The sequence below is a fragment of the Deltaproteobacteria bacterium genome (assembly GCA_016709225.1).
Lineage (GTDB): Bacteria > Myxococcota_A > Polyangia > Nannocystales > Nannocystaceae > Xiheibacterium > Xiheibacterium phototrophicum.
The window spans coordinates 3,169,468-3,195,819 of record JADJEE010000012.1 but is presented as its reverse complement, the minus strand read 5'-3'; the positions used below and the strand labels follow the sequence as shown (position 1 = coordinate 3,195,819).

At 69.3% G+C, this 26,352-nt stretch carries 9 protein-coding genes and 1 tRNA gene; 4 read left to right on the top strand and 6 right to left on the bottom strand.

Going from position 1 to position 26,352, the window contains the following annotated elements:
• The first annotated feature begins 1,263 nt into the window (after nt 1–1,263).
• A complete protein-coding gene (locus IPH07_38195; GenBank protein ID MBK6923283.1) occupies nt 1,264–1,476 on the top strand; it encodes a hypothetical protein in 213 nt (70 codons plus the stop codon).
• Nucleotides 1,477–1,574: 98 nt separating this feature from the next.
• Here IPH07_38195 and IPH07_38190 read toward each other — a convergent pair.
• Both IPH07_38190 and IPH07_38185 read right to left on the bottom strand, forming a co-directional pair.
• A tRNA-Leu gene (locus IPH07_38190) sits at nt 1,575–1,656 on the bottom strand.
• A 125-nt stretch (nt 1,657–1,781) separates the two neighbouring features.
• Nucleotides 1,782–4,853: a methyltransferase domain-containing protein gene (locus tag IPH07_38185; protein ID MBK6923282.1), complete on the bottom strand. Its 3,072-nt coding sequence runs from the start codon at nt 4,851–4,853 to the stop codon at nt 1,782–1,784.
• Between the two features lie 165 nt (nt 4,854–5,018).
• Here IPH07_38185 and IPH07_38180 point away from each other — a divergent pair, with 165 nt between their 5' ends.
• From IPH07_38180 to IPH07_38170, 3 genes are all read left to right on the top strand, one after another.
• Nucleotides 5,019–5,423, top strand: coding sequence for a hypothetical protein (locus IPH07_38180; protein ID MBK6923281.1), 405 nt, complete (start codon nt 5,019–5,021; stop codon nt 5,421–5,423).
• A 116-nt stretch (nt 5,424–5,539) separates the two neighbouring features.
• Complete coding sequence (locus IPH07_38175; protein MBK6923280.1) at nt 5,540–7,177, top strand: FHA domain-containing protein; 1,638 nt, start codon at nt 5,540–5,542, stop codon at nt 7,175–7,177.
• Nucleotides 7,178–7,244: 67 nt separating this feature from the next.
• Nucleotides 7,245–8,189: a hydantoinase B/oxoprolinase family protein gene (locus IPH07_38170; protein MBK6923279.1), complete on the top strand. Its 945-nt coding sequence runs from the start codon at nt 7,245–7,247 to the stop codon at nt 8,187–8,189.
• Nucleotides 8,190–8,275: 86 nt separating this feature from the next.
• Here IPH07_38170 and IPH07_38165 read toward each other — a convergent pair whose 3' ends face one another.
• The 4 genes from IPH07_38165 to IPH07_38150 form a co-directional block, all read right to left on the bottom strand.
• Nucleotides 8,276–20,164 carry a tetratricopeptide repeat protein gene (locus IPH07_38165; protein MBK6923278.1) on the bottom strand — a complete coding sequence of 3,963 codons (11,889 nt, stop codon included), beginning with the start codon at nt 20,162–20,164 and terminating at the stop codon, nt 8,276–8,278.
• Between the two features lie 438 nt (nt 20,165–20,602).
• Complete coding sequence (locus tag IPH07_38160) at nt 20,603–21,511, bottom strand: tetratricopeptide repeat protein (protein ID MBK6923277.1); 909 nt, start codon at nt 21,509–21,511, stop codon at nt 20,603–20,605.
• A 247-nt stretch (nt 21,512–21,758) separates the two neighbouring features.
• Nucleotides 21,759–23,774 carry an AgmX/PglI C-terminal domain-containing protein gene (locus IPH07_38155; GenBank protein MBK6923276.1) on the bottom strand — a complete coding sequence of 672 codons (2,016 nt, stop codon included), beginning with the start codon at nt 23,772–23,774 and terminating at the stop codon, nt 21,759–21,761.
• 352 nt (nt 23,775–24,126) lie between these two features.
• A complete protein-coding gene (locus IPH07_38150; protein ID MBK6923275.1) occupies nt 24,127–26,283 on the bottom strand; it encodes an AgmX/PglI C-terminal domain-containing protein in 2,157 nt (718 codons plus the stop codon).
• Between the last annotated feature and the right edge of the window lie 69 nt (nt 26,284–26,352).

Below are 26,352 nucleotides of genomic sequence, written 5' to 3'. Positions count from 1 at the left end.
ATCGGCGATCGCCGCCAGCACCTCGGCTTCGCAACGGAGGATCGCGAGCTCGAAGCGTCGTCGCGGCAGCTCGGCGCGGGCCGACGCCAGTGCCCGACGCAGCGGCTGCAGCGACGCGATGCTGCTGGGCATCGCATCGGCGGCGCGACGCAACGACGACAATGCCACCCACACCACGTTCACGCGGGTACCGACCTGCTGATCGAGCGGGAGCTTCGCGAGCCGTTCGACCAGCTCGCTCCGCGTCGCCTCGGAGGCTGCGAGCGCGCGCACGGCCTCGACCTCGACCGTCCACGCGGGCGCGGGCATGCCGAGGATGGATGCTGGAATCGCCGCGGGTGCCTCACCGAGCGCCGCGAACGCGCGCCAGGCCAGCCGCGCCGACTCGTCGTCGTCGGCGGCGACGATGCGTTCGAGTCGTTGCACCCACGCGGCGCGCTCGTCACCCGCGAACGCCTCGGCCGAGGGCGGCACGCAGCGGGCCAGCGCGGCCAGTGCAGCCTGCCGCACCGCCGGCGCACCGTGCTCGAGCGCCTGCGCCAGGCCCGGCAGCGCGTCACCCTGCAGGGGCACTCGACGCGCGCAGAGGATCCCGATCGCATCGAACACCGCGCCACGGCGCGCGTCGTCGTCGTCGCTCGCCGCGATCTCGGCCGCGAACCCAGCCTGGCTCGCAACCCCGCCGATGCGCGCCAGCGCGAAGCTGGTCGCGCGCATGCGCACCGACGAGTCGTCCAGCGCGTAGTGCAGCCACAACGCCTGCTCGAGCCCTGCCCACGCGCCGCGGGGCGACGGCGCTTCGCCGGGCCGATCGGGCTGTGGTTCGAGCAGGCCGATCGCGGCCGTGAACGCGGGCGAAGGCTCGGGCTGGGCGGCCAGCATCGCCAGCAGCTGCGACGCGGCATCGCGACCACCGACGCGCGCGATGGTCCGCGCCAGCTCGTCGCGCGCCGCGGGATCGGTGGGAACCGCCGTGAGCTCCTCGCTGGCGCGCGCGAGCTCCGTAGCGATCGCGTCGGCGCGCGCCGACGCCGATGGCCACGGGCTGTCGCTCCACGATGGCCACGACGGCCACGGCGGCGCATTCGTCGAGGGCTCGCCATCTGCGCGCTCGCTCGCCGGCTGCGCCCCATCGATGCTCGGCGTCGCGTGCGACGACCCACCGCATGCGACCGCAACGAGCAGCCCGATCCAGCAGCAGCGAGCGTCCACGGCGGCGGTCAGATTAGCCCACCGTCACGGATGCGGTACACTTGCCGGCGTATGTCGAAGTTCACCGGCACCGTGCGGCGCAACGACCTCGAGGGCGGCTTTTTCGAGCTGGTCGCCGAAGACGGCGCGGTGTACCGCCTCGACGGCGACGTGAAGGTCGAACCCGGCGCGCGCGTGCGGGTACACGGCAACGTCGCGTCCGATGGCTTCGGCATCCACATGAGCGGACCGTCCATCGCGGTTTCGAAGATCGAAACGCTCTGACGCGCCGACGGTCCTCCGCTCGGGGGGCGCCTCGGTTCCGCAGTCGGGAAGCGTTCGGCGCCCTCCTGAGGAGGGCTCGTCGAGCAGCCAGCGGCTTGTGCGAGGGAAGGGACTCGAACCCCCACGTCGTGAGACACACGGACCTGAACCGTGCGCGTCTACCAATTTCGCCACCCTCGCGAGGTCGCGGCGGGGGGAAACTAGGACTCCGGCGCGCCGGCGTCAAGTCCTCTCTCGCGTGCCCGTCTGGAACGCGGCCGCACGGGCCGCCGGCGGGGTCGTCGGTGCGGCACGCCGCGCCGCGCTCACTGCTCCTTCGACTCGGGATCACGCCACGCGTCGTCCTCCAGCGGCTCGACCACCACGCGCGGTGCGCTGCGGAGCTCGATCGGCCGACTGCCCGAGCTGCTGCTCGAGCTCGCGTGACCACCGACGGGTGTGCCGCCATCGGCGACCGCGGTCGGCACCGCGTCCGCGCGCCGCTCTGCAGCCTGGGCCAGCGTGGCCTTGGTCGGCAGCAGGATCGGCGCCACGTCCTTGGTGCGATCGGCCTCGTCGAGATCGGCGAACAGCGCCTCGACGCCGTCGAGCTCCAGGCTCGCGTCGCCACCGACTCGCGCCAGCTTGGCGCGCTCGCTGGCCAGCAACCGCTCCTGCTCGACGTTGCGGGCCTGCGCCGCCGCGAGCAACCCGCGGGTGATCTCGAGTTCCTCGAGGGTGTCGTCGAACTGCTCGCGCTGCTTCTCCAGCTGGGCGAGCCCCGCGGCAAGGCGCGCAGCGTTGCGGTCGCTGGCGTCGGTCATCTCCCAGATGCGCTGCTCGGCAGCGTCGAGCTGGGCCAGCACCTGCTCGTGCTCCTGCGCGCGGATCTCGAGCTCGAGCTGCAGCTGCCGCACGCGCACGCGCTCGCTGCCCGCGTCCTCACCACGGGCGGCTTGCAGCTCGGCCTCGCCCCGCGCGGCGAGCTCGGTCCGGAGCCGCATGATCTCGGCGAGTGCCTCGTCGGGCCAGTCCTTCGCGCGGGCCTCGAGCGCGTTGTCCGTCAGCGGTGCGTTCTGACGTAGTGTCGTGCTGAGGCGCTCGTTCGACTCGGCGACGGTCTCGAGCTCACGCCGCAGCAAGAACAGCTCGGCACCGTTCGACTCCTGCGCCGAGGCGACGTCGGCGAGTTCCTGCTCGCGCTCGCGCAGGTGTCGTCGCAGCAGCTCGCGCTCGGCCGCGAGCTGCTCGAGCTGCTGCTGCAGGTCGACCGCGCGGGCATCGGCCTCGTTGCGCTCGAGTCGCAGCGCCTCGACCTGCTGCTGCAGATTGCTGACGCCGGCCGCGAGCTGCTCGAGCTCGAGCATGCGTACCTCGAGCTCGCTCTGCAGACCGCTGGTCAGCGCGGCGCCCTGATCGAGATCGGTGCGCATGCGCTCGAGCTCGGCGCCGGCATCGACCAGCTGCTGCTCTCGGCGTCGCAGCAGCTTCTGCAGGTCGGCCTCGCGGGCGCGCACCTGCTCGAGCGTGCCGCCGACCTCGACCAGCTCGCGTGCGCGGTGCTCGAGCTCCGCGCGAAGCTTGTGCATGTCGTCGGAGCGCGACGCCATCGCGTCGAGCTCGCGCCGCAGACGAGCGATCTCGTCGTCGCGAGTGTGCACGGCGGCAATCGCATCGCCACGCTCGACCTCGAAGCGGCGCAGCTCCGCGGCCATGCGCTCGAGATCTGCAGTGCGGGCCAGCTCGACCTGTCGCGATCGCTCGAGCTGCTCACGCACGCGCTCGAGCTCGGCGCCGAGCTTGACGACCTCGATGCGCTCCCGCTGGGCCTCGTCGCGCGCGCCCCACAGCCGCTCCTCGAGCTTCTCCAGGGCGGTGGTGCGGCGCGCGATCTCCTCGCGCAGACGATCGCGATCGATCGCCAGCTCGGCCTGCACACGCCCTTGCTCCGCAGAGTGCACCGCGCTGGCGAAGGCCTCGTCGGCGCGGGTGCGCGCGTGGGCGAGTGCTCGCTCCTGCTGGTCGGCGCGCTCGCGCAGCATCGCAGTCTCGGCCGCCAACCGCGAGGCCTCCGTGGAGCGCTCGCCGAGGTGCTCCTCGGCAACCTCGGCGCGGCGACGCAGGTGCTCGAGCTCGTTCTCGAGGCGCGCGGTCAGCTGACGCGCTGCGTCGCGCTCGACCGCGACGACCTCGAGCTGACGTGCGAGCGTCGCCCGCTCCTCCTGCAGCGCCTCGAGCCGTGCGCGCGCCTCGGCAAGCGAGCGGGCCCGCTCCTCGAGCTCACGCGCGCGGGCCTCGGCATGCTCACCGTTGCGCAGCGACGACTGCTCGAGTTCGTGGACCGAACGCGTCAGCACGGCGACGTCGGTCTCGCGGGTGCGCAGCTGCTCCTTGGCGTGCTCGAGCCCGGCACGCAGCTCGGCGATCTTCGCATCGGCCTTGCCGCGCAGCTCGGCCAGCTCGTTGGCCGAGCTCTCCGTCCACGCCCGCGCCTCGTCGAGGCTGTGCTGGAGCGCGACCTCGCGCGCGCGCGCGACCTCGAGCTCGGCGCCGCGATGGCGCATGCGCTGATCGAGCTCGGCCAGCCGTGCACGCACCTCGGCGAGCTCATCGGCACGCACGCGCAGTTGCTCGGTGGTCTCGGCGCGCAGCTGCTGCGCCGCCTCACTGCGCGCACGCTCGACCACGCGGGCTTGCTCGAGCTCGCGTTGCTGCAGCTGCTCGGCCTCCCATGCCCGCAGCTGCTCGGCCGCGCGCGTGGCCGCCAGCTCCGCCGCCTCGCGCCGCATCGCGTCGTCCTCGTCGTCGCTCGCGACCACGTCGACGGCACCCAGCGGCACCAACACGCACTCGAGCAGCTCGCGGATGCGGACGCCCGCCGCCTCGCCGCCCGCGAGCGCGAGGTAGTGGCTGGCGTCGGGCGCCGCGCTCAACAGCGACTCGCGTACGACGATCGGCGGCACGAAGTCGTCGCCGTCGAGCACCGGCGCCAGGCTGAAGCCCTGCCAGGGCATCTGCGCCATCATCTGCACCGACGCGAACGCCACCGTCAGCTCTCGTTCGAGCGCCCAGAAATCCAGCTCGGCAGCGGCCGACTGCGGCGCCCACACCACGCACAGGCCGTCGTCGCGGAGCACCCGCTTGGCCTCGGCGAGCAGGCGCTGGCGCTGGCCGGCGGCGAGCCCCGTGAAGCCTTCGATGCACACCACTGCGTCGACGCTGCGTGCCGCGAGCGGCAGCTCGGGGATGCCGGCGCGACACTCCAGCCCCGCAGCGGTCGGCAGCGCGCCGACCACGATGACGTGCGCGCCCGCGTCGCGCAGGCGCAACGCACCGGCGGTGTCGACGGGCGCGGCGACGACCACGGTGCGACCTGCGACCCAGCGTTCGATCGCCACGTATGCGGGGAGGTGGTGCACGAGGCGTGGACGGCCATCATAGCGGCCCCAGTGCGGACTCACCACCCGCGTCGACCGGCCGACCGCGCGATCGCCTATCATCGAGGTCGAACCCGCCCGAGGATTCGAAGCCGTCCGCGCCGAGCACCCCCCGCGAGACCAGCCGTGCAGCCCGTTCGCTACAAACAGCCACGTGTCATCAACGTCGTCTCCGTGACGGTGGTGGTGCTCCTGGTCGCGGCCGCCTACGCGGGCTACGAGGCCATCCGCGTCAGCTTCATCAAGCAGGAGGCCTATCGCGTGCTCGAAGAGACCAGCAGCACCTTCGCAGGGCGCCGCCAGCTCTATCGCAAGGAGGCCCGCGAACGTGAGCTGTTGCGCACTCGCATGGCCTCACAGCTCGAGAGCATCGGCGTGCTCGACCCCGAGATGGAGACGTGGATCGAAGTCGAGGGCGGCGTGGCGAAGTTCGGCGCGGTGTACACGGCCTGGTACCACTGGCCCTTCGATGTCCTCGCGCCGATCGGCGCCGACGTGCAGATCGAGCACGTGCTGACGCTGCCCGAGTGACGCCGGCCGAGCGCGCCGTTTCGTGCCGGCTCGGGACCTGCGCGCGGGCCCGCCCCCGCCCGCGGCGGCCGGGCAGCCGCGCAGCGGACCTGATACGCTTGCCGTCGGCACTGGGAATGCAGGCACGGCTCATCTTGGTGACGGGCGAAGGTCAGCGCGAGCACGTGCTCGTGGCCTTCAACACGCTCGGACGCCATCCCGACAACACCGTGCAGCTGCTCGACCGCATCGTGTCGAAGGAGCACTGCCGCATCACCCGCGGGCCGCAAGGCCGCTATGTGCTGCGTGACGTCGGCAGCTTGAACGGCAGCTTCGTCAACGGCGAGCGGATCACCGAGCACACGCTCCAGAACGGCGACGAGATCTCGCTGGGCAACACCGTGCTGCGCTTCGAGGAGGACAGCGCTTCGATCGCCCAGCCCAAGCACATGACGCTGTTCTCCGACGCGGTGCAGAGCCAGGTCCGCAGCCGCGTCGACGCCAGCGCCCACTTCCTGCCCGCCGCGCAGATCGAGAACGTCGAGGCCCTGCGGGCCGACTACGAGAAGCTCCGCATCGCCCACGAGCTGTCGCAGCGCCTGTCGGTCGACACCGACCTCGACGAGCTGTGCCGGAAGATCGTCGAGGAGACCTTCCAGCTCATCCGTGCGGACCGAGCGGTCATCCTGCTGGTCGATCAGGAGACCGGCGAGCTGGTGCCGCAGTACGTCAAGCAGAAGCGTGAAGACGAGAAGATCACGCTCTCGAGCAGCATCCTCGAAGAGGTCAAGAACAACAAGCGGGCGGTGCTCTCGTCCGACGCGATGGTCGACGAGCGCTTCAAGGCCGCCAAGAGCATCATCATGCAGGGCATCCGCTCGACCATGTGCGTGCCGATGCTGCACGCCGACAAGCTGGTCGGCGCGATGCACATGGACTCGATGCTCAACACCGGCGCGTTCACCGAGAAGGACCTCACGCTGTTCCAGGGCATCGCGACCCAGGCCGCGGTCGCGATCGAGAACAACCGCCTGGCCCTCAAGATCGAGCGCGAGGCCGAGACGCGCGCTCAGTTCCAGCGCCTGCTGTCGCCGAACCTGGTCGAGCAGATCGTCGCCGGCGCGCTGCAGCTCGATCAAGCCGGGTCGAAGCGCGACGTCACGATGCTGTTCGCCGACATCCGCGGCTTCACCTCGATGAGCGAGCGCCACGCGCCCGAGGAGATGGTCCGGACCCTCAACGAGTACTTCGAGGTCATGGTCGACGTGCTGTTCAACAACGGCGGCACGCTCGACAAGTACGTCGGCGACGAGATCATCGGTTTGTTCGGCGCACCGGTCGAGCGCCCGGACTCGCCGGTACTCGCGGTCCGCTGCGCGCTCGAGATGCAGCGTGCGCTCGAGGAGTTCAACCGCATGCGTGTGGCCACAGGCGCCGACCCGATCCAGATCGGCATCGGCGTGAACACCGGCCCGGTCATCGCCGGCGCGATCGGCTCCTCGCGCACGCTGCAGTACACCGTCATCGGCGACGCAGTGAACGTCGCCTCGCGCCTGTGCAGCACCGCCGGGCCCGGCGAGGTGCTCATCAGCCAGTCGACCTACGATCTCGTGCGCGGCCAGGTCGCGGTCGAGGATCGCGACCCCGTGATGGTCAAGGGCAAGAGCAAGGCGATCCAGATCTATCGGGCGACCGGCATCCTCGAGAGCACGGTGGCGTCGGCATCGTCGCCCTCGCGCGCGACCCAGGCGATGCCGCCGCACCGCCCGCAGTAGAGCCGAACCGGATGAACGCGCCTCCCTTGCAGCGGCCCGAGCTCGGCGCCGCGACGGTCCACGGAAGATGAGCGTGCGACGACACGATCCCGACGCGTGCGTGCTCGATGCACTGGTGCGACCCGAGCTCGGCCACGGTCCGCTGCCGCACCCGCCGATCGGGCGGCTGGCGGCGTTCTCGGACGACCTGCTGCGTGGCGGCCGGCGCCACGCAGTGCGGGCGGTGCTGCGCGACGTCGGCACGCGTTGGCACGTCGACCTCCGCGACAGCTCGCCGGTCTGCGAGGGCGCGCCGGCGATCGGCATCGACGACGCACGCCTGGCCGTGTTGCTCGCGTTTGGCGATGCGCTGGGCCTGCCGACCCCCGATGCTCGCCTCGCCGAGTGGATCGAGCTCGAGCTCGACGCGCGCACGTGGGTCGGCACCACCACGCCGGCGGCCGGCATCGCCCGCGTGTTCGGCATTGCGCGGGTCTTCGACGCCGTGCTCGGTGCGCTCGCGCTGGCGTGGCCCGATCGCTCCCGCGCCGGCTCGTGCTCACTCGGAGCAATCGTCGTGCTCGACGACGGTGAGGGCGTCGACGTCGTCGCCGGTGGCCGCGGCGCGGACGTCCACGGCATCGGTGCGTCGGGGTGGCCGGGGTGGCTGCTGCCACGCCGCATGCTGCGTTGCGACGAGCACGTCACCGCCCGCGTGAACCCGCGGCCCGACAGTGGTGGCGGCGGCGCGCGGGCGGGCGGTGACGGCCAGATCGCGCGCTACCACTTCCACCGCGATGGCGCCGTGCTGGTGGCGCTCGACCGCATCTCGAACCCGCCCCACGGCCTCGACCGCGCGGGTCCGCCGAGCCCGGCCTACGCGGCATGCATCGCCCCCGACGGCAGCTCCACGCCGCTGGCTGCGTGGCAGCGACACGTCGTGCACGCCGGCGACATCGTCGAGGTCGCCACCGCCGGTGGTGCCGGTCACGGCTTCCCCGGCTGGGGCATCGAGTTCGACTGGGAACCATGAACGAAGCCCAGGCCGCACGCTGCACGTGCGCCTGGGCTCGTCGGTGGGCTCGCCCCCTCGTACGCGGGGGCGATCGGTGCGGCGGGCTACCCGACCGTCACGCCGATGGCTCGGCGCGCGGTGAAGTAGTCCTCGCTGATGCTGTAGAGCACCAGCTCCTTGATCTTGTCGCGCGGCCCCATCGCGCTACCGAGCATCGACTGCTCCTGCGAGATCATCTGACCGGCGATGCGCAGGTCGTGGCACAGCAGCAGGCCCACGCGGTACGCGGTGAGCTCGGACGCCGCCGCCCAGCGCTTCACGTCCGTCGAGCCGCCGGCGTCGACGAACTTCTGCATCAGACTGCGGAGCTGATCGAGCGCCGCCGGCTGCATGCGGCTGCCGATCTCCCGACCGATGATGTCGAGCGCCGCGGTGTCGCCCTGCACCGGCATACCGACCAGTCGCAGGCACGCCAGGAACACCTGCTTCAGGTGCTGGGGCGAGCGCTCCAGCGCGATGTAGCAGTAGTGCGGCAGGTACAGATCCATCATGTAGCGACCCAGTGCGAACACCAGGTGCGCCTCGTTCTTGCCGCGCAGGAGGTTCTGGAACACCACCAACGACGGGTGCAGCGTCTCGTCGCGCTTGATGTTCATGAGCGTGAGATCGCCCGGGTCGTTGGGGCGCAGGTACACGTCGGGCGTGCTCACGTTGAGCACGTCCTTCACGTACTTGGACATGCGCGAGAACAGCGACGGATCGGTCTGGATGTCGATGCGCTCGTTGGGGCTGAGCGTCACCGGCAGCGGCACCGCTCGCCACGCCGCCACCGCCGGCGCGATGAGGCCGAGGATGCCGGTGAGGTACAGATCCTGGTCGGGGTGGAACACGTGGCGACGCAGCGTGTCCTCGCTGAGTCGCTGGCGCGCCATCACGAAGTCGCCGCGCTTGTAGCGGTCGACCCACGCTTGCTCCTGATCGGTGGCCTTCTTCAGGAAGCTCAGCACCGTCGCGACGCAGTAGGCCTTGTCGGTCTCGTTCGCGCTCACGTAGATGTTGAACAGCGCGTGGTAGCTCTCGTACCGGAACGGCTCGTTGGCGATGAGCACCTGGTGCTCGCGCACCGCCGCATCGACGTACTCGCGCGGATTGATCTCCATCAGGCGCTCGTACAGCTCCGCCATCTTGTTGTGGCGGTCGACGTTGTCCGGATCGAGCTTGGCCGCGACCTCGTACGCGGCCACCGAGGACTTGAAGTCCTGTAGACGCGTTCGATAGATCTCCGCGAGGTTGCTCCACAGCGTGACCTTGAGCGGCTCGTTGCCCTCCTGCGGCAGGCGCTTGAGCATCTTGCGGTACGCCCGCTCGAGTGCCTTCCAGTCCTTCGCCTTGGTGAGGATGGTGTCGATCGCCTGGAACGACTTGAGCATCCCCGGGTCGTCGTCGAGCACCAGGTTGAAGCGCTCGACCGAGTCGTCGATCTGGTTGAGCTCGTCTCGCAGGAGCACCGCGGCCGTGTAGTGGTAGCGGCTGCGACGCTTGCCGTCCTTCTCGATCTCGACGATGCGATCGATGATCGCGATCGCCTCGTTCCACCTGCGCGCGGCGGTGTAGAGGTCGAGCAGGGTGTGCAGCAGCGGGTAGTCGTCGGGCCGCAGGTCGAGCGCGCTCTGGAACGCGGCCGCCGCCTTCTCCTTGTTGCCGATCTTGCCGGCGTAGAGCTCGCCGATGTCCTTCCACAGGGCGAACTGCGAGTCACCGTCGGGCGTGATGTCGATCATCGCCCGCTTGGCCTGGATGACACCCTCCCAGTCGTTGCTGCCGGCCTGCAGATCGATGACCGCCTCCAGCGTCGGCTGGTGGTGCGGATCGACCTCGAGCGCCTTCTCGAAGTAGTTGAGCGCCTTGCGAGGCTCACTCTGGCGGTTCTTGATGGTGCCCAGGCGGTGGTACGTCCGCACCGTGTCTTCGCTCGACTGCGTGTCACGGTGCTGCACCAAGATGGTCTGGTACAGCTTGAACGAGCGCTCCCAGTCCTCGCGCTCGAACAGGAGGTCCGCCATGCCGGTCAGGACCTCGTGGTTGGTCGAGTCGATGTCGTAGGCGCGCTTGTACTGCTTCAGCGCCTTCTCGGCGTTCCCGAGCGTGCGTGCGGTCTTGGCCGCGCGCAGGAACAGCTCGCGCTGTTGATCGTCATCGAGCTCGAGCGCGTCGACCTTGCGCGTGAGCATGTCGTAGATCGGGTCGCAGTACGCGAAGTGGCCGCCCTCGTAGTAGATCTCGGCCAGCACGCTGCCGACCTTGGTGTGCTCGGGGTCGAGCGCCATCGTCTTGGCGAACAGCTCGACGGCCTTCTCGCGGTGGTCGAGCTCCTCGTGGTTGATGAACGCGGCCTCGGCGGTGAGGTTGGTCCGCTCGAGCGGGTTGTGCGAGTACTCGCCGGCGACCTCGAGCGTGCGGGCGGCCTTCAACCAGTCACCGCGCTGCTTGTAGATCTCGGCCAGCAGGATCAACGCCGGCACGTAGCTGGGATCGACCTCGAGCGCCTGGCTGAGGCGATACTCGGCCTGCTCCGACTCACCGAGCTTCTGGTGCTGCACCCGTGCGATGCGGGTGAGCAGCTCGGTGCGCTGCGCGGGCTCGCGGGTGAGGTCGGCGAGGCGGCCCATGGTCTGGATCGCGTTCGGCCAGTCCTCGATGGTCTCTTGCAGGCGGCTCAGCGTGTTGGCCGCGTCGAAGTTGTACGCGTCCAGCTCGAGGATCTCTGCGTAGGTCTCGATCGCGCGGTCGATGTCCTCGACCTGCTTCTCGTAGACCTCGCCCATCGCCGTCAGCAGCGCGACCTTGCCCTGCACGTCGGCGGTGGCGTTGACGTGGGAGCGGTAGGTCTCGACCAGCTCGGTCCACTTCTCCATGCCCGCGTACAGCTCCTCGAGCTGCCGGTAGGTCACGTCGCGGTTCGGGTCGAGCATGATGATCTTCTCGAGCATCTCCGCGGCGCGCTCACGGTCGTTGGCCATCGTGACCAGCGCGTGGGCCATCTTCTCGTAGGCGACGACCTGCCCCTCGGTGTCGTTCGTGACATCGAGCTGCGCCTCGAGGATCTCGAGGTACTCGTGGACGCGAGCGTCGTTGAGGTACAGCCGCTCGAGCGACTGCAGTGCGTCGAGGTCACCGGGCTCGTCCGATAGGATCGCGCGGTAGGTCTCGATCGCCGCGTTGGCATCGGCAAGGTTGACCTCCTGCACGTAGCCGGCGTGCTTGCGCAGGCGCAGCCGCTCGTCCGGATCCTCGCTGATCGCCGCGCGGCGCTCGAGCGCGAGCACCAGCTCGCCGTAGTCCTGCCGCTGCTCGTGCAGCCGTGACAGGGCATCGAGCGCGGTGGGGCTGTCGCTGTCGATCTCGAGCACGCGGCGGTAGCTCTCGACCGCGCCCTCGACGTCACCGAGCCGCACCTCCTGGGTCTCGGCCAGGTCGAGATAGGTCTCGGCCTGGGCCGCCGGCTCGGCCTCGAGCGGCACGATGCGCGCCAGCGTCTGCGCCAGCTCCGACCAGCTCTCGGAGCGACGGTGGAAGCTGGCGAGCTCGCGCAGCGCCGACACGCTCTCGGGGTTGAGCGCGAGCGCCTGCTCGAGCGCGACGATGCCTTGCTGCGGGCTGTTGAGGTGCTCGCCGTACCAGCGACCGATCTTCACCATGAGCTCACAGCGCTCGTGGGGGTCTTCGATCTGTTGCACGAGCCCGTTGTACTCGCCGAGCAGCTCGCCCCACTTGCCGGCCTGGGTCGCGAGCCGCTCGAGCTCGCGCGCCGTGTGGTCGTTGGCGTAGTCGACGTTGAAGGCGGCTTGCAGGGTCGCGAACGCCATGTCGGGATCCTCGAGGTTCTCCTCGAGCACCTTGGCAGCCGACTGCAGCGTCTCCACGCGGGTGTGACGATCCTCGATGATCTCCGCGCGGTTGATCAGCAGCTCGGCGAGCGAGGCCCAGTCGGCGGTCTCGCGGTAGATGTTCTCGAGTGCCTCGGATGCCCCGAGGTGCGCCGGGTCGAGCTCGAGGATCTCCTGGTACGCACCGGTCGCCTGCATCTTGTCCTGCAGGCGCTCCTCCCAGATCTGGGCGATCTGCATGAGCACGTCGATCTTGCTGTCGTGGTCCTCGATGACCTTGCTCTTGCGCTCGAGCACCTCGATCGCCTCGGGCCACATGCCCTGCTGCGTGTAGAGATCCTCGAGGGCGCGCAGCGCCTCCATGTCGCCCGGCGCGAACTCGAGGACCTTGTGCCACGCGAGGATCGCGGGCTCCGAGGCCATCAGGTACTCGCCCTGGATGCGGCCGACCTTGGCGTAGAGCTCGCGCAGCTGCTCCCAACCGATGACCTGGGGCCCGAGCGCGATCAGACGCTCGAGGATCTCGATCAGCTCGACCCAGGCTTGGTTGCCCTCGTAGATGCGATGCAGCGCCTGCAGCGTCTCGAGGTTGGCATCGTCGATCTCGAGGGCGTTCAGCCACGCCTCGAGCGCGTTGCGATCGCGATCGAGCTTCTCGCCGTAGACGCGACCCAGGGTCTGGTACGCGGCGACCTTCACCTCGGGGTCGTGGATGACGAGCACCTGGCGCTCGAGTACGTCGACGAGGTCGTCCCACCGCGCGTTGCGCTCGTGCAGTGCCGCCAGCTCGCCGAGCGCGAGCGGATCGTCACCGCGAAGCTCGAGCACGCGGTTCCACAGATCGATGCTGTCCGACTCGCGCGACAGGGTGTCGGACGCGAGCTTGGCCATGCGCTGGTAGCAATCGGCCATGTCGTCGTCGGTGTTCGCGACGTCGACCATGCGCTGATAGTTGTCGTACAGCTCCTGCCAGCGGTACTGCGACAGGTAGAGATACTCGAGCCGGCCGAGCGCGAGCTGATTGCCTGCGTCGTGGCCGAGCGCGCGGTTGTAGGCCGCGATCGCCTGCTCGGTGTTGCCGAGGTCGCCCTCGAACACCTGCGCGAGGCGGACCTCGTAGTCGACCAGCAGCTCCCCGTCCATCGTGCCGTGGATGCGGCGCTGCAGCACCTCGGCGAGGTCCTGCGCCATCCCAGTCTGGCCGTAGATGCGATCGAGTGCCGCCAGCGCGGCGGCGTTCTCGGGGTCGAGCTCGAGCACCGCGCGGTAGTGGGCGATCGCCCGCTCGGCATCGCCGAGCTTGCTGTCGAGCACGCGGGCCGAGCGGCTGAGCACCGCCAGGCGCACCTCGGGCGACTCGCTGCTCTCGAGGATCTGATCGCCGACGTCGACGATGTGGCCCCACTCCTGCGTGAACTCGGCGAGGCGCTCCATCTCCTCGCAGACGTGCTCGTTGGTGGGATCGTCGATGTACGCGCGCAGCCACCACACGTAGGCCTCGCCGGCGTCGCCGAGGCGGTGCTCGCAGATCTCCGCGACCTGCTGGATGATCTGCAGGCGGTCGGCGGTGTCCGCCGTAGCGCCGAGCTTGACCTCACCGAGCTTGACCAGCGCGTCCCAGCGCTCGGCCGAGTGGTAGATGGGCTCGAGGATCTCGGCGATCTCGCTCTGGTGCTGCCCTGCGGCGAAGATCTCCTCGAGCGCACCGAGGGTCGGGCCGTGCGCGGGGTCGAGGTTGAGGATCTCGCGATAGGCCGCGATCGCCTTGTCGGAGGCGCCAAGGCTGTAGTGATAGATCTGCCCCATCCGCAGGTAGAGCTCGATCACCTCGACCTCGTCGCCGGTGATGGCGATCTGTCGCTGCAGGTTCTCGACCAGCTCGGGCCAGCGCTGGCTGTTGCTGAAGATGCGATCGAGCGCCGCGATCGACTCGCGGTGCTCGGGATCGATGGCGAGGATCTGCAGGTAGCGCTCGACGGCGCCATCGACGTTGCCCAGGCGCAGCTCGAGCGTCTGCGCGAGGCGCCCCAGCAACGCGACCTTCACCAGCGGGTCGGCGACGGCCGCGGCCTGCTCCGACAGCAGCTGCGCGTACTTCTCCCACTCGCTGGTCACCTCGGCGAGGCGCTCGAGCTGGGCGATGGTGTTCTCCGACTGGGGATCGAGGGCCAGCGCACGCGCGTAGGCGGCGAAGGCCTTGTCGAACTCACCGACCTGGCGCTCGTGGATCTGCGCGACGAGGTGGAGGCGCTCGATACGAGTCTCCGGATCCTCGGTGTGCGCGATCATGACCTCCTGCACGTCGATGAGGTGCTCCCACTCGGCGAGCTGCTCGTAGAGCGGCGCGAGCACCTGGGCCGCGGCCATCGGCTCGTTGTCGCCGTGGACGATGCGATCGAGCGCCTCGATCGTGGGCAGGTGCCCGGGATCGTGGCTCAGCACCTCGCGATACGACTCGATGGCGCGCACCATGTCGCCGAGCTGGCTCTCCCACAGCCCACCGATGCGGAAGCGGTAGGCGGTCTGCTCGTCAGGGGTCTCGGCGGCATCGACCGCCCGCTCGAGGATCTGCAGCTGGTCGAGCCAGCGCTCGGCCTGGCCGTAGAGTCGATCGAGCGCAGCGATGGCCTGACCGTCGCTGGGGTCGAGGTCGAGCACCGCCTGGTAGGTGTCGATCGCCCGCGGCACGTCGTGCAGCTCGGAATCGTAGACCTGACCGAGCACGTACAACGCCTGGCGCCGATCGTCGGGATCGGTCGCGAGCTCCGACAGCCGCTGGTAGACGTCCTTCAGCTGCTCCCAGCGCTCGAGCTGGATGTAGAGCTTGACCAGGGCGTCGAGCGCGGTGCGATCGGCGTCGTCGATGGCCAACACCTGCTGGTAGAGCTTGATGGCCCCCTCGGCGTCCTCCATCACGCTCTCGCGGATGGTCGCTGCGTAGAGCAGCAGCTTCTTCTGATCGTCGGGGTTCTCGATCATCTCCGCCTTGCGCACCACCGCCGAGACCAGCTCGGCGAAGTTGTCGGTGCGGCGGTGGACCTCGATGAGCGCGTCGACGGCGGCGAAGTTGCCGGGATCGACCGCGAGCGTGCGCTCGTAGGCGGCCGCGGCCTTGGCGGGATCGTCGATCGCGGTCTCGTAGACGTTGGCGACCTTGGTGTGCAGCGCGATGCGGAGCTGGTCGTCGACGACGTCTTCGACCACCTCCTCGTAGAGCTTCACGAGCTCGGCGTACGAGCCCATCTGCCGCGACAGGCCCTCGAGCTTGTCCTGGGTGTCGAGGTTGCCCGGATCTTCGCGTAGCGCACGGCCGTAGGCGTCGAAGGCCTTGGCGGGCTCGTCGCCGCCGATCTCGTACAGCTCACCGATCTGGTGAAGCAGTCGGATCTTCTCGGCGGGGTCGAGCGAGTGCTTGACCATGATCTCGTAGCTCTGCACGAGATGCGGCCAGTCGTTGCTGCTGCGGTAGACCGGCTCGAGGATGCGCGCGACCGCCAGCTGGTGGTCGGGCTCCTCGAGCAGGCCCTCGAGCGCGTCGAGGGCCGACTCGTTGTGCGGATCGATCTCGAGCACCTTGCTGTAGGTCTCGACCGCGAGCGCGGTCTGGCCCAGCTGGCGCAGCCGCACACCGCCCAGGCGCAGGCTCAGCTCGACCTGCTGCTCGGGATCGCCGACCAGGGCCAGCTGACGTGCGAGGTTCTCGGCCAGCTCGGGCCACTTCTGGCGCGACTGGTACAGGCGATCGAGCGCTGCGATCGCGCGCAGGTTGAGATCGTCGTCGGCGAGGATCTCGGTGTAGGTCGTGATCGCGTCGTCCGGGCTCGCGAGCATGTCCTCCTGCAGCGAGGCGATCTTGAAGCGCAGACCCTCGCGCACGGCCGGGTCGTTCTCGAGCTCGACCTTGCGGCGGTAGACATCGAGCAGCTCGGCCCACTTCTGGTCGCGGGTATAGAGCGTCTCGAGGGCATCCAGCGCGCTGGCGTCCTCGGGGTCGATGTCGGTCGAGCGCTGGTAGCAGTGGATCGCCTTGGCGGGATCGTTGAGCTGCCCGTCGTAGAGCTCGGCCAGCTTGGTCAGCAACGCGCGCAGCTGCGTGCTCGGCAGGTCCTTGGTGACCGCTTCCTCGTAGAGGGTTGCAATGTCTTCCCAGCGGGCATCGATGGTGGCGATGTTCTCGAGCTCGGCCTGCGCCGTGCTCGACAGCGGGTCCTCGCGGAAGGCGCGGCTGTAGTCGTCGAAGGCCGCGTTCGCGTCGCCCATGCGCAGCGCGTGGATCGAGCCGATGCGCAGCAGCAGCGCCACGCGCTCCGCCACGCTCGCGTGCGGCCCGGCCTGGATCTCCAGGCAGCGAACCACCTGCGGCCAGGCCTCGTTGGCCTCGTAGACTGGCAGGAGGATGCCGGCGACCTCGACCCGATGGTTGTCGTCCGACAACCACCGTTCGAGACGCGCGCGTGCGGGCTCGAACGCGGCGTCCAGCTCCAGCGCCTGCTTGAACAGCGCGATGGCCTCGCGATCGTTGCCGAGCTTGTCGGCCTGCAGCTCGCCGAGGCGCTGCAGCAGGGTGCAGCGCGCCGCGATGTCGCCCTCGTCCTTCACGGCGAGCTCGCGGGCGAGGATGTCCGCCAGCTCGGCGTGGCGATCGAGCGAGAGGTAGATGCGATCGAGCGACGCGAGCACGGTCGGGTCCTCGACGCCGCTGGCGAGCACCGCCTGGTAGGCCGCGATCGCGTCGTCGTGGTGCCCGAGCTGCTCGTGGATGCTGCCGATGCGGGTCTGGGTCGCGCGACGCTCGTCGTCGTCGTGCGCCAGCGACAGCTTGGTGCCGAGCACCGCCAGCAGGTCCTCCTCGCGGCCGAGCGCGAGGAACAAGCGCTCGAGCGACTCGAGCGCGACCGCCTGCTCTGGATCGATCTCGAGGATCGCTTGGTTGATCTTGAGCGCGACGTCGAGGTCGACGAGCTTGCGCTCCTGCACCTCCGCGAGCTCGAGGCGCAGCGGCAGGCTCTCGGTGGTGGCACCGAACTTGTCGATCGCCGCCTGCAGCGACTGCGCGAGCTCTCCCCAGCTGCCGGTGGTGGGCGCCAGGCGAGCCATGTGACCGCGCACGTCCGCGCCGGTGTGGTCCTCGTCGAAGGCGCGTCGGTAGTATCCGAACGCCTTGGCCGGCTCCACCAGCACGCGCTCGGCGAGATCACCGAGGCGACGCAGCAGGACCTGACGCTCGCCGTCGTCCTCGCTGTGCGCGAGCTTGATCTCGAGCGGACCCGAGATGTTGCGCTCGTCGTTGGCTTCTTCGTAGAGCTCGATCAGCTTCTCGGCGACGGTGAGGTTCTCGGGATCCTCGGACAGCGCCTTCTCGAGCGATCGCATCGCGCGGTCGGACTTGCCCAGCTTGTCGCGATAGAGGTCACCGATCTTGAGCAGCAGCGCGGTCTTCTGCGCGCCGGTGGCCGACTCCGACTCGCGCTCGAGCACGCGGACGAACTCGCCCCACTTGTCCTGCTTGGCGTAGAACTGCTCGAGGGCGTCCATCTGGCCCTCCTGCAGGTAGAGCTTCTTCAGGGCGTCCTGCGCGCGACGGTTCTCGGGATCGATCTCGTAGAGCTTCTCCCAGGTGCGGATCGCCGCCGCGCTGTCCTCCAGCTTGTCGCTGTACAGCAGGCCGAGCTTCACGAGGTAGCCGCCGAGCGCGTTGGCGTCGGTGGTGACCTGGCACAGCTTCTCGAGCGTACCCGCGAGCTCCGGCCAGGCCTTCTCCTTCTCCTGCAGTGCCTCGAGCGCCTGCAGTGCCTCGACGTTGTCGGCGTCGAGCTCGAGCAGCTGCGTCCACAGCTCGATCGACAGCGACGGCTTCTTGATCTTCTGACCCGCGGTACGGGCGATCTCCAGCAGCTGCGCCTTGCGCTCCTCGGGATCGGCGACCAGCATCAGCTCCTTCTGCTGGACGGCGATCATGCGCTCCCAATCGCGACGGCGACCGTAGAGGTCCTTCAGCTTGGCGATCGCGGTCGGCTCGTAGGCGTCGATCTCGAGCACGGCCTCGTAGCTCTTGATGGCCTCGGCCTGGTTGTTGAACTTGTCGAGGAACAAGTTGCCGGCCTGCAGGTGCAGCGCCTTCTGCTGCTCGGGGTCGGGTGACAGCTCGGCGCGGCGACGGATGCGACCGATGAGGTCCGGCCACCGCTTCATCTGCTCGTACTGGTCCTGTTGGGCCTCGATCACGCGCAGCAGCTCGGTGGTGCGGCCGGCGTCCTCGAGCACCTTCTCGAGCGCCGACAGCGTGGTCACGACCAGGCCCGGCTGACGCAGCTGATCGCGATAGACCTCGATCAGCTCCCAGTGCACGCGCTCGCGCGCCTCGATGTCGCTGTCGGCGACGTGCTTGAGCTGGTCCTTGAGCAGGTCGGCGACGTTGCTCCACTTGTTCTGGTCGGCGTAGATCGCCTTGAGTCGAGTGCGCGGGAACTGCTTGTCGGGCATCGCCGACACGGCCTCGCGCCAGAAGTCGAGCGCCTTCTTGTTGCCCGACGACTCGGCCTGCTGGGCCTTCTGCAGCAGCGCCATCTGCTCGGCGGTGAACGACTCGCCCTCGAGCTCGCCGGCCTCGGCCGTGATCTCCGGCTCGGCCGCGGGGATGTTGCGGGTCGGTGTCTTGGTCGGGGTCGCCGCGACCGGCTCCGGCAGCGGCGCGGGCTCGGGATCGGTGACCGGCAGCGGCGCGGGCTCGGGCGCGGGCTCGGGCTCCGACGGCGGCGTGATCTCGGGCTCGCGCTCGGGGGTCGGCTCGGGCTCGGGCTCGGCAGCGACCTCGACCTCGTCGACGGCCGCATCGGCCTCCGGCGCGGCGGCGCGCGGCTGCTCGAACTCCGCGGTGCCGATGCGCGGCAGCTGTCGCGTCGCGGCGTCGGGCGAGGTGTCGTCGTCGGCTGCGGGCAACTTGGTCGTCGGCGTCTCGGTGACATCGACCGCCGGCAGCTGCGTGGTCCGGCCGTCGGAGCTCGGTGCCATCGGCACCTGTCGCGTGCCCGAGGTGTCCTCGAGGCCCTCGGCCTTGCGGAACTCGACGACCGAGGGGTGCTCCGGTGCGTGACGGGCCGCGCGCGCGAAGAAGTGACGCGCGGTGTCGACGTCCTTGAACTTCTTCCACGCCAGCTCACCGGCGGACAGCGCCAGGATCGCGGCATCGACGTCATCGAGCACCGCGATCGCACGCTCGGCGAGCGGCACGAGGGCGTCGGCGTTGCCCGAGGCATCCGCGGTCTGCACGAGCTGACGGAAGGCCGCGAGGTGCCACTCGTCGCCGAAGCCGACGTCGAACTCACCCTGGCTGACCGCGAGCTCGAGCGCCTGATGGTAGAAGTACGACGCCATCTCCGGCTTGTTGAGCCGCACCTGCCACACGTTGGCGGCGGACAGCAACGCGCGCAGACGGTCGTGGGGCGTCGTGCAGTGCGAGACGCGGCGATCCTGCAGCTTCTGCACGTGCTGGAGGTTGCCGGTGGCAGCAAGCAGCGTCTCGGCGAGGAAGGCGGCCTCGTCGTTGCTCGGATCGGCATCGAGCGACTTGAACACGCATGGCAGCAGACGAGCGTCGTCGGGCGCCTCCTGCTGCAGGATTCGGCCCGCACGCAGGTACGCCGCGCTCAGCAGGTGACCGCGGTTGACGACGTCGGCGGCGAGCGGATCCTCGGTGCCGGTCATCGCACGCAGCTGTGCCCACGCGGTGTCGAACGACAGCTGCCAGTTGTTGCTGTCGTAGATCGTCTCCTGGAAACGATCGGCGTAGACCTCGTTGCTCGGCTCGGCGTCACGGGCGAGCAAGAGGTGCTTGCGCGCGGCGTCGATGTTGCGCTGGTTGAGCTGCGCGGTGCCGTACGCGTAGTCGAGCGCGGGGCGCTTCGCAGCGTCGGTGTTGCGCTGCAGCTCGAGACCCATCAGGCGCGTCACCATCTCGAGGTGCGCCATGTCCTGGTAGATCCGACGCGCGTGCTCGAGCGCGGAGAGGTTGGCCTGATCCTGCTTGAACGCCTGCTGGTAGCAGGTCATCGCTCGCGCGCGATCGAGGAACAGATCCTCGCACGCGCGCGCGAGATCGAAGCGCACGCGACTGCGCGGCCTTGTCGCCCGCAGCCGAGGCTTCGGCCTCGAGCTCGTCGATGATGCCGGTCCAGTCGTCGACTTCTCGAAGGCGTTGCTTGATCCGCTGAGTGAGTTCCATCTGGGCGCTATCCTTCGAGACTTACAGGAGATTTCGGTCGCGGGGACGGTGCTGGATATAACATGCGATCGCGCGCGACAGCAACGCCGGCGACGAACTCGCCGCGTGGCAATCACGTGTCGAGCCAAGCCGGCACCTCGGCATCCATCGCGACGCACCGTGGCCGCGCCAGCGCGCACCCGCTGAGCGCGACGGCTGTGCCGGCGCCTCGGCGCAGCCGCCAACGAGCCACGGCCGGCGCGACCGACCGAGGCTCGGCGATGGGGCGGCGCCGACACACCTGGCCGGTGCGTCGAGCATCCGATGCGCGGGCCAGGCCCGGCTCAGATCACGTCTTTGACGCGCGCCATCGTATCGTTGGCGGCGCGCTTGAGATCTTCGGGGACGTCGTTGCCGGCCTTCTGCAGGAAGGCCTGCAGGTTCTCGACGGCATTCTTGCGATCGCGGATCTCCGCGTAGGCCATGCCGAGGCCGTACAGCGCGTCGACGAGGTCTGGGTTGATGGCCTTGGCCTTCTTGAACGACTCGATCGCCTCGGTGGGCTTGTTCAGCGAGTACTGGGCGCGACCGAGGCCGCTCCACATGTGAGCGTCCTTGTCGTTCACCTGGGTGCCGAGCTCGAGCACGGCCTGCCCGACGTTGGCGTGGCCGTAGTCGATGTACATGTTGCCCAACGCGACGAACGACATGCTGTAGCCCGAGCGCAGCTCGATGGCCTTGCGGTAGCTCTGGTCGGCCTTCTGCGGCTGATCGAGCTTCTCGTACAGCGTCCCGGTCCGGTAGTAGGCCCGGTAGTGGTTCGGGTCGAGCTTGATGCACTCCTGGAACTGCGCGATCGCGTCGTTGAACTTGGCGGCCTGGTCGGCCTGGCTGACGCCGGGCGCCTCACCCTGCGACGCGATCACCGTGCCCAGCTGGTAGGGGTACTCGGCGACCGGCTCTTCCTTCATGTTGTCGATCGCACCGCGGAACATCTTCTCCGCGTCGACCAGCTTGCCCTGCTTCCGGTACATCTGACCGAGGATGTAGTAGGGCTTCGCGAAGCTCGGATCGAGCTCGATCGCTTCCTTGAGGGATTTCTCGGCCCCCGAGGTGTTGTTGCGGTTCTCGAGCGCGATGCCCTCGTTGAGCCGGTTGATGGCCTGCACACGCTGCCGACTCGCGAGCTTGCAGCCCGGCGACAGGGAGAGCATCGGGATGACCAGGGCGATGAGGACGGCAACTCGGCGCATCTGACTTCGAGCCTCCAAGGGCGCGGAACCGGTGCATGGTAGCCCCTGCCGTACGAGCGTGACAAGGCGAAGCGCCGCGGAAGCTTCAAGCGTGCCCCCGCGGGCGCAGGATTGTCGGAGGTTTCGCCCGCGGGGCTGAACACCAGAAACCCGTGCGGCCCCGGCTGCACGCCCGCGAACGCGGGCGGAAGCTCGAGGCCGTCGACGGGCCGTGGTCGCGCGCGGGGGTTTCGCGCCCGCCCCTTCGTCAGCCCGCGGAGAGCACGAAGGGGTAGGTGACGACTGCGCTGCCCTGGGTGGCGCCGGTCGGGAAGCGCCAGCGACGGACCGACTTCGCGATGCACGACTCGACGCTCTTGTCGCCGAGCGAGCTCTCCGCGACCGCCGAGGCGCCGACCGTGCCCGAGGGCCCGATCGTGAACTGGATCGCCACGCGACCGCGGAGGTTGGGATCGCGGCTGAGGCCCTGATCGTAGCAACCGCGGACCTCGTTGAGGTGGGCACGCACGACGCGACGGATGATCTCCTTGTCGATCGTCGACTTCACCTCGCTGCTGACCACGCGCACCTGCGGTGTGCGTGTGCGACGGCCGTCGAACTTGGTACCCGAGTCACGACCGTTGCGATCGCCGTAGCCGAGGCGCGTGCCGTTGTTGCCGCGCTGCCCGATGGTGCCGATGCCGGTGAGACCGATGGTGCCTTCGCCCTCGCCGCCGCCGCCTCGGCCAGCGCCGAGCAGGCCCAGGCCGCCCACGCCCCCCGATGCGCCGATCTCGTCGCCCGTGATGTTGCCCCACACGTCTTCGTCGTCGTTGCCCACCGCGAACGCGGCGCCGAACGGCGACGCGAGGAAGTGGCCGCTCTCGCGCTGCATCAGCCCGAGCACGCCCGACTCGCGGGCATCGCGAGCAGGATCGAAGTTGCGTGCGAGCATCGGCACCGCGTCGCGGGGGCCCTTGGTCGCGTACAGCTTGCGGACGTTGACCTTGCTCGGGTCACCGGCGGCCCCTTCGTCGCCGGCGTGGCGCTGGCCCGAGAGGCCGGCCTTGTCGGCGCTGTCGGGCTCGTCGATCTCCTCCGGCTCGCTCTCGTCGGGGACAGTCTCGTCGGGTTGGTGCAGGAAGCCGACGTAGCGGTTGTCGATGCGAGCGTCGTCGCTGTCCATCGCGAGCGCATCCTCCGGAACGAGCTGCGAGAGCCCGAGCAGGCCGCCGATGACGAGCATCGACGCGGCGTTGAAGCCCCAGTAGGTGCGGTCGGTCTCGCCGCGCCCCGCGAGCACGCGCCCCGGAGCGACTGCAGCGACGTCGAACGCGAGCTCGCCGAGCTCCACGTGGGCGCGAGCACCGGTCGGCAGGCGCAGCTCGCTGCCCTGCCCGCGCGCCGCGGCCAGGTCGTGCCGCGTGCCCGCATTGTCGATGAAGCCGCGCATCTGCGGCGACAGTCGCAGCGTGATGCCGTCGGCGTCGCGCCGCACCAGCGTCATGGGCTCGCGCACGAGCTCGCCACCGACGGTGAGATCGACATCGTCGCCCTCACCCACGACGTAGCGCGTGCGCACCCGATCGACGTTGCGCGTGAGACCGACCCCGAGCGGCACCAGGCCCATCAAGGCCAACGCGATGCCGAGCCCGCCGGTGCCCCATCCGGGCGCCGTGGGAGCGGGCCGGCCCGCCTCCGCAGCGGCCTGCACCTCGGCGTTGTGGCTGCTCCAGTCCTGCGCGATCTCGTGGCCGAACAGCGCGGCACCGCCGAGACACATCAGCGTGCCGAGTGTCAGCCAAGCGCTGGTGTCGATGCGACGCGGCTTGCCATGGCCGAGGTGCTGCACGTCGATGACGCGGTCATTCCAGCGCGCGATGACCTCGGCGACCGGCGCGGCCTCGACGTGCTCGTGGGTCGAGAGATCGATCGGACTCACCGGTGCGATCGGACGGGGAGCGGCAGCGGTCGGCGGCACGGTCTCGAGATCGACGAACACCGAGTAGGGCCCGAACTCGATGCGGTCGCCCGCGTGGACGACAGTCGAGCGATCGACGGGGGCACCGTTCACCAGCGTGCCGGTGGTGCTGCCGAGATCGACGAGGCGGAGCTCACCGCCGTTGACCTCGAGCACCGCATGCATGCGCGCGATGGCCTCGTCGTCGAGGCGGAGATGGCTGGTCGCGAGCCGACCGATCTTCACCATGTCGCGAGCGACACGGTGCGTGCCGATGCACTGACCACCGGAGAAGACCTTGAGCGTGACGGTTGCTGCGGACATGGCGATGCTCCTTCCTCGCTCGCGATTCGACGGCAGCAACCCTTCGCGCCGGTCGCAGCATGCGAGAGGGCGGTGGGTTCGTCGCGTCGATGCGACTCACACGACGATCGACGTCGTTCGAGCATCTACATCGACCAGCGACAGCTGTCGGTTCGCGCGAGGTACTTCTTGGTTGTTCGAACAACCAGACAACGCGCTCGCGAAGTGGTTCCGTCGCCGCAAGGCGCCACCGAGGGAATTTTGTCAAGCACCTCTCGCGGCGAAGGAGCGATCGCCGAAACGCAAACGGGGTCGCTCCCCTGGTGGCAGCGACCCCGTCGAAGTTGTCATGCGCGCTCGAGCGCGCTGGCGATCAGCCGGCTTCGAGCACGAACGGGTAGGTGACCACCACGTTGCCGCCGCCGTCCGGCTTCGGGAAGGTCCAGCGCTTGACCGCCTTCGCGATGCACTGACCGACGCTCACGTCCTTGATCGACGACTCCTGCACCACCGCGACCGGCACGTTGCCGCTCGGGCCGATGGTGAACTGCACCGCGACGCGACCCTTGAGGTTCGGGTCCTTGACGAGGCCCTGGTTGTAGCAGTGGCGAACCTCGTTGATGTGCGAGCGAACGATTCGACGGATGATGTCCTTGTCGATCGCGCCCTTCACGGTGGCGTTGGCCTGGCGAACTCGCGGAACGCGGGTGCCGCGGCCACCGAAGCCAGCGCCCGAGCCACGGCCGTAGCCCGAGCCCGTGCCGCCGCCGCCGCCCTTGCCGATGAGGCCGACGTTGCCCAGACCGATGGTGCCTTCGCCGGTACCACCACCACCGCGGCCGGTGCCGACCAGGCCGAGGCCACCGACGCCGTAGGCTTCGCCGATCTCGGTGCCGGTCAGACCACCCCAGACGTCCTCGTCGTCGTTGCCGACCGCGAACGCGCCGCCGTACGGCGAAGCGAGGAAGTGACCCGCCTCCGACTGGACCATGCCGAGAATACCGGCGTTGCGGGCCATCATGTCGGGGTCGAAGTTGCGGGCCATCTGCGGGATGGCGTCCTTCGGGCCCTTCATCGCGTAGAGGCCGGCCTTGTTCTTCGAGGTGGGCTTACCCATCTTGCCCTCCTCGCCCTTGTGGCGCTGGCCCGTACCGCCGGCCTCGTCGTCCGAGTTCTCCTGCTCCGGCGGCGGCTCCTCCTCGGGGATCTCGTCGGGCTGGTTCATGTAGCCGACGAAGCGGTTGTCGGCGTCGGTCTGGTCGCTGTCCATGTCGAGCATGTCGTCGGGGATGAGGTGCACCAGCACCAGCATCGAGCCGATGACCGCGAGCGACGCGGAGTTGTAGAGCCAGAACGGCTTGTCGGCCTCGCTCTTGGTCGCGATGACCTTGCCCGGCGCGACCGAGTTCACATGGAACACCAGCTCGCCGTACTGCACGCGGCAGTGCGCGCCGGGAGGCAGCGGGAAGCTGTACGACGAGCCCATCGCGCCGGCGCGACCCGAGGCCACCAGCTCCGCCAGCGTGATGCGCTGGCCGTCGAGGGTCACCTCGCCGGTCATGTCGCGGGTGAACTGCAGCGCGTAGTCCTGGTGATCGCCACCGCGCACGAGCGGGAATGCGGTGGTGTCGGGCAGGCCCTGGGGCGGCGCGTGGAAGGTCGCGTGATGGCCTTCGCCAAGGGTGTAGTTCGGCAGGCCGCGATCACGCATGCGCATGACGCCGAACGAGAACGGCACCAGACCGAGCAGCGCGAGCCCGATGCCGAGGCCGGTGAAGCCCGTGCCCGGCTCGGTCGGCTTGGCCTGACCCGCCTCGGCCGCCTTCGCGGTGGCGTCCTTGTACGCGTCCCAGTCCTGGGTGACGTCGTTGGCGAAGACCGCAGCGCCGGCGAGGAACAGCGCACCACCGAGCACGAGGAACACGGGCGCCTGGGCGACCTTGCTCTTCACCTGGCCGACGTGCTGCACGTCGACCACGCTCCGGTTGTACATCGTCATCACCTCGGTGACGCGGGTGCCGTCCTGCACCTCGACCTCGCTGGCGTCGATCTGCATGACCGGGCGCTGCTGCATCTGCGCGGGCGCAGGCATGGCCATCGGCGCGGCACCCATCGGCGCCATCGCGGTGTGCCCCATCGGCACCATGGTCTGGGCCTGCTGCATCTGCATCGGCGCGGCCGCGGGCGCCGAGGCGACCACCGTCACGCCGGCGGGCGCCGACGCGGGCATGGCCGCGAACTCGACCTCGATGCGGAAGGGCCCGAACTCGAGCACGTCCCCCGACTTGAGGACGTCGTTCTTCTCGACCCGCCGTCCGTTCCGGATGCTGCCGGTCGAGCTCCCGAGATCGATGACGCGAACGTCCGATCCCGAGACCTCGATGACGGCGTGCATCCGCGCCACCGAGTCGTCCTCGAGGCACAGGTGGCTGCTCTTCAGCTTGCCGATCTTGATGACGTCTTGGGAGAGCGTCTTCTGCTCGATCAGCTGGCCGTTCTGGAAGATCTTCAGCGACAGTGCTTGCGACATGGCTCGGGTCCTGCGGCGTTGTTCGGGGGCCAAGACAGCCGCGCGCGGGCTGGGTTCCGGGGTCCGAAC

Bases quoted from the DNA above. Each gene is read 5' to 3' on its own strand.
- IPH07_38150 (MBK6923275.1), bottom strand. From the start codon at position 26,283: ATGTCGCAAGCACTGTCGCTGAAGATCTTCCAGAACGGCCAGCTGATC.
- IPH07_38175 (MBK6923280.1), top strand. From the start codon at position 5,540: ATGCAGGCACGGCTCATCTTGGTGACGGGCGAAGGTCAGCGCGAGCAC.
- IPH07_38155 (MBK6923276.1), bottom strand. From the start codon at position 23,774: ATGTCCGCAGCAACCGTCACGCTCAAGGTCTTCTCCGGTGGTCAGTGC.
- IPH07_38195 (MBK6923283.1), top strand. From the start codon at position 1,264: ATGTCGAAGTTCACCGGCACCGTGCGGCGCAACGACCTCGAGGGCGGC.
- IPH07_38170 (MBK6923279.1), top strand. From the start codon at position 7,245: ATGAGCGTGCGACGACACGATCCCGACGCGTGCGTGCTCGATGCACTG.
- IPH07_38160 (MBK6923277.1), bottom strand. From the start codon at position 21,511: ATGCGCCGAGTTGCCGTCCTCATCGCCCTGGTCATCCCGATGCTCTCC.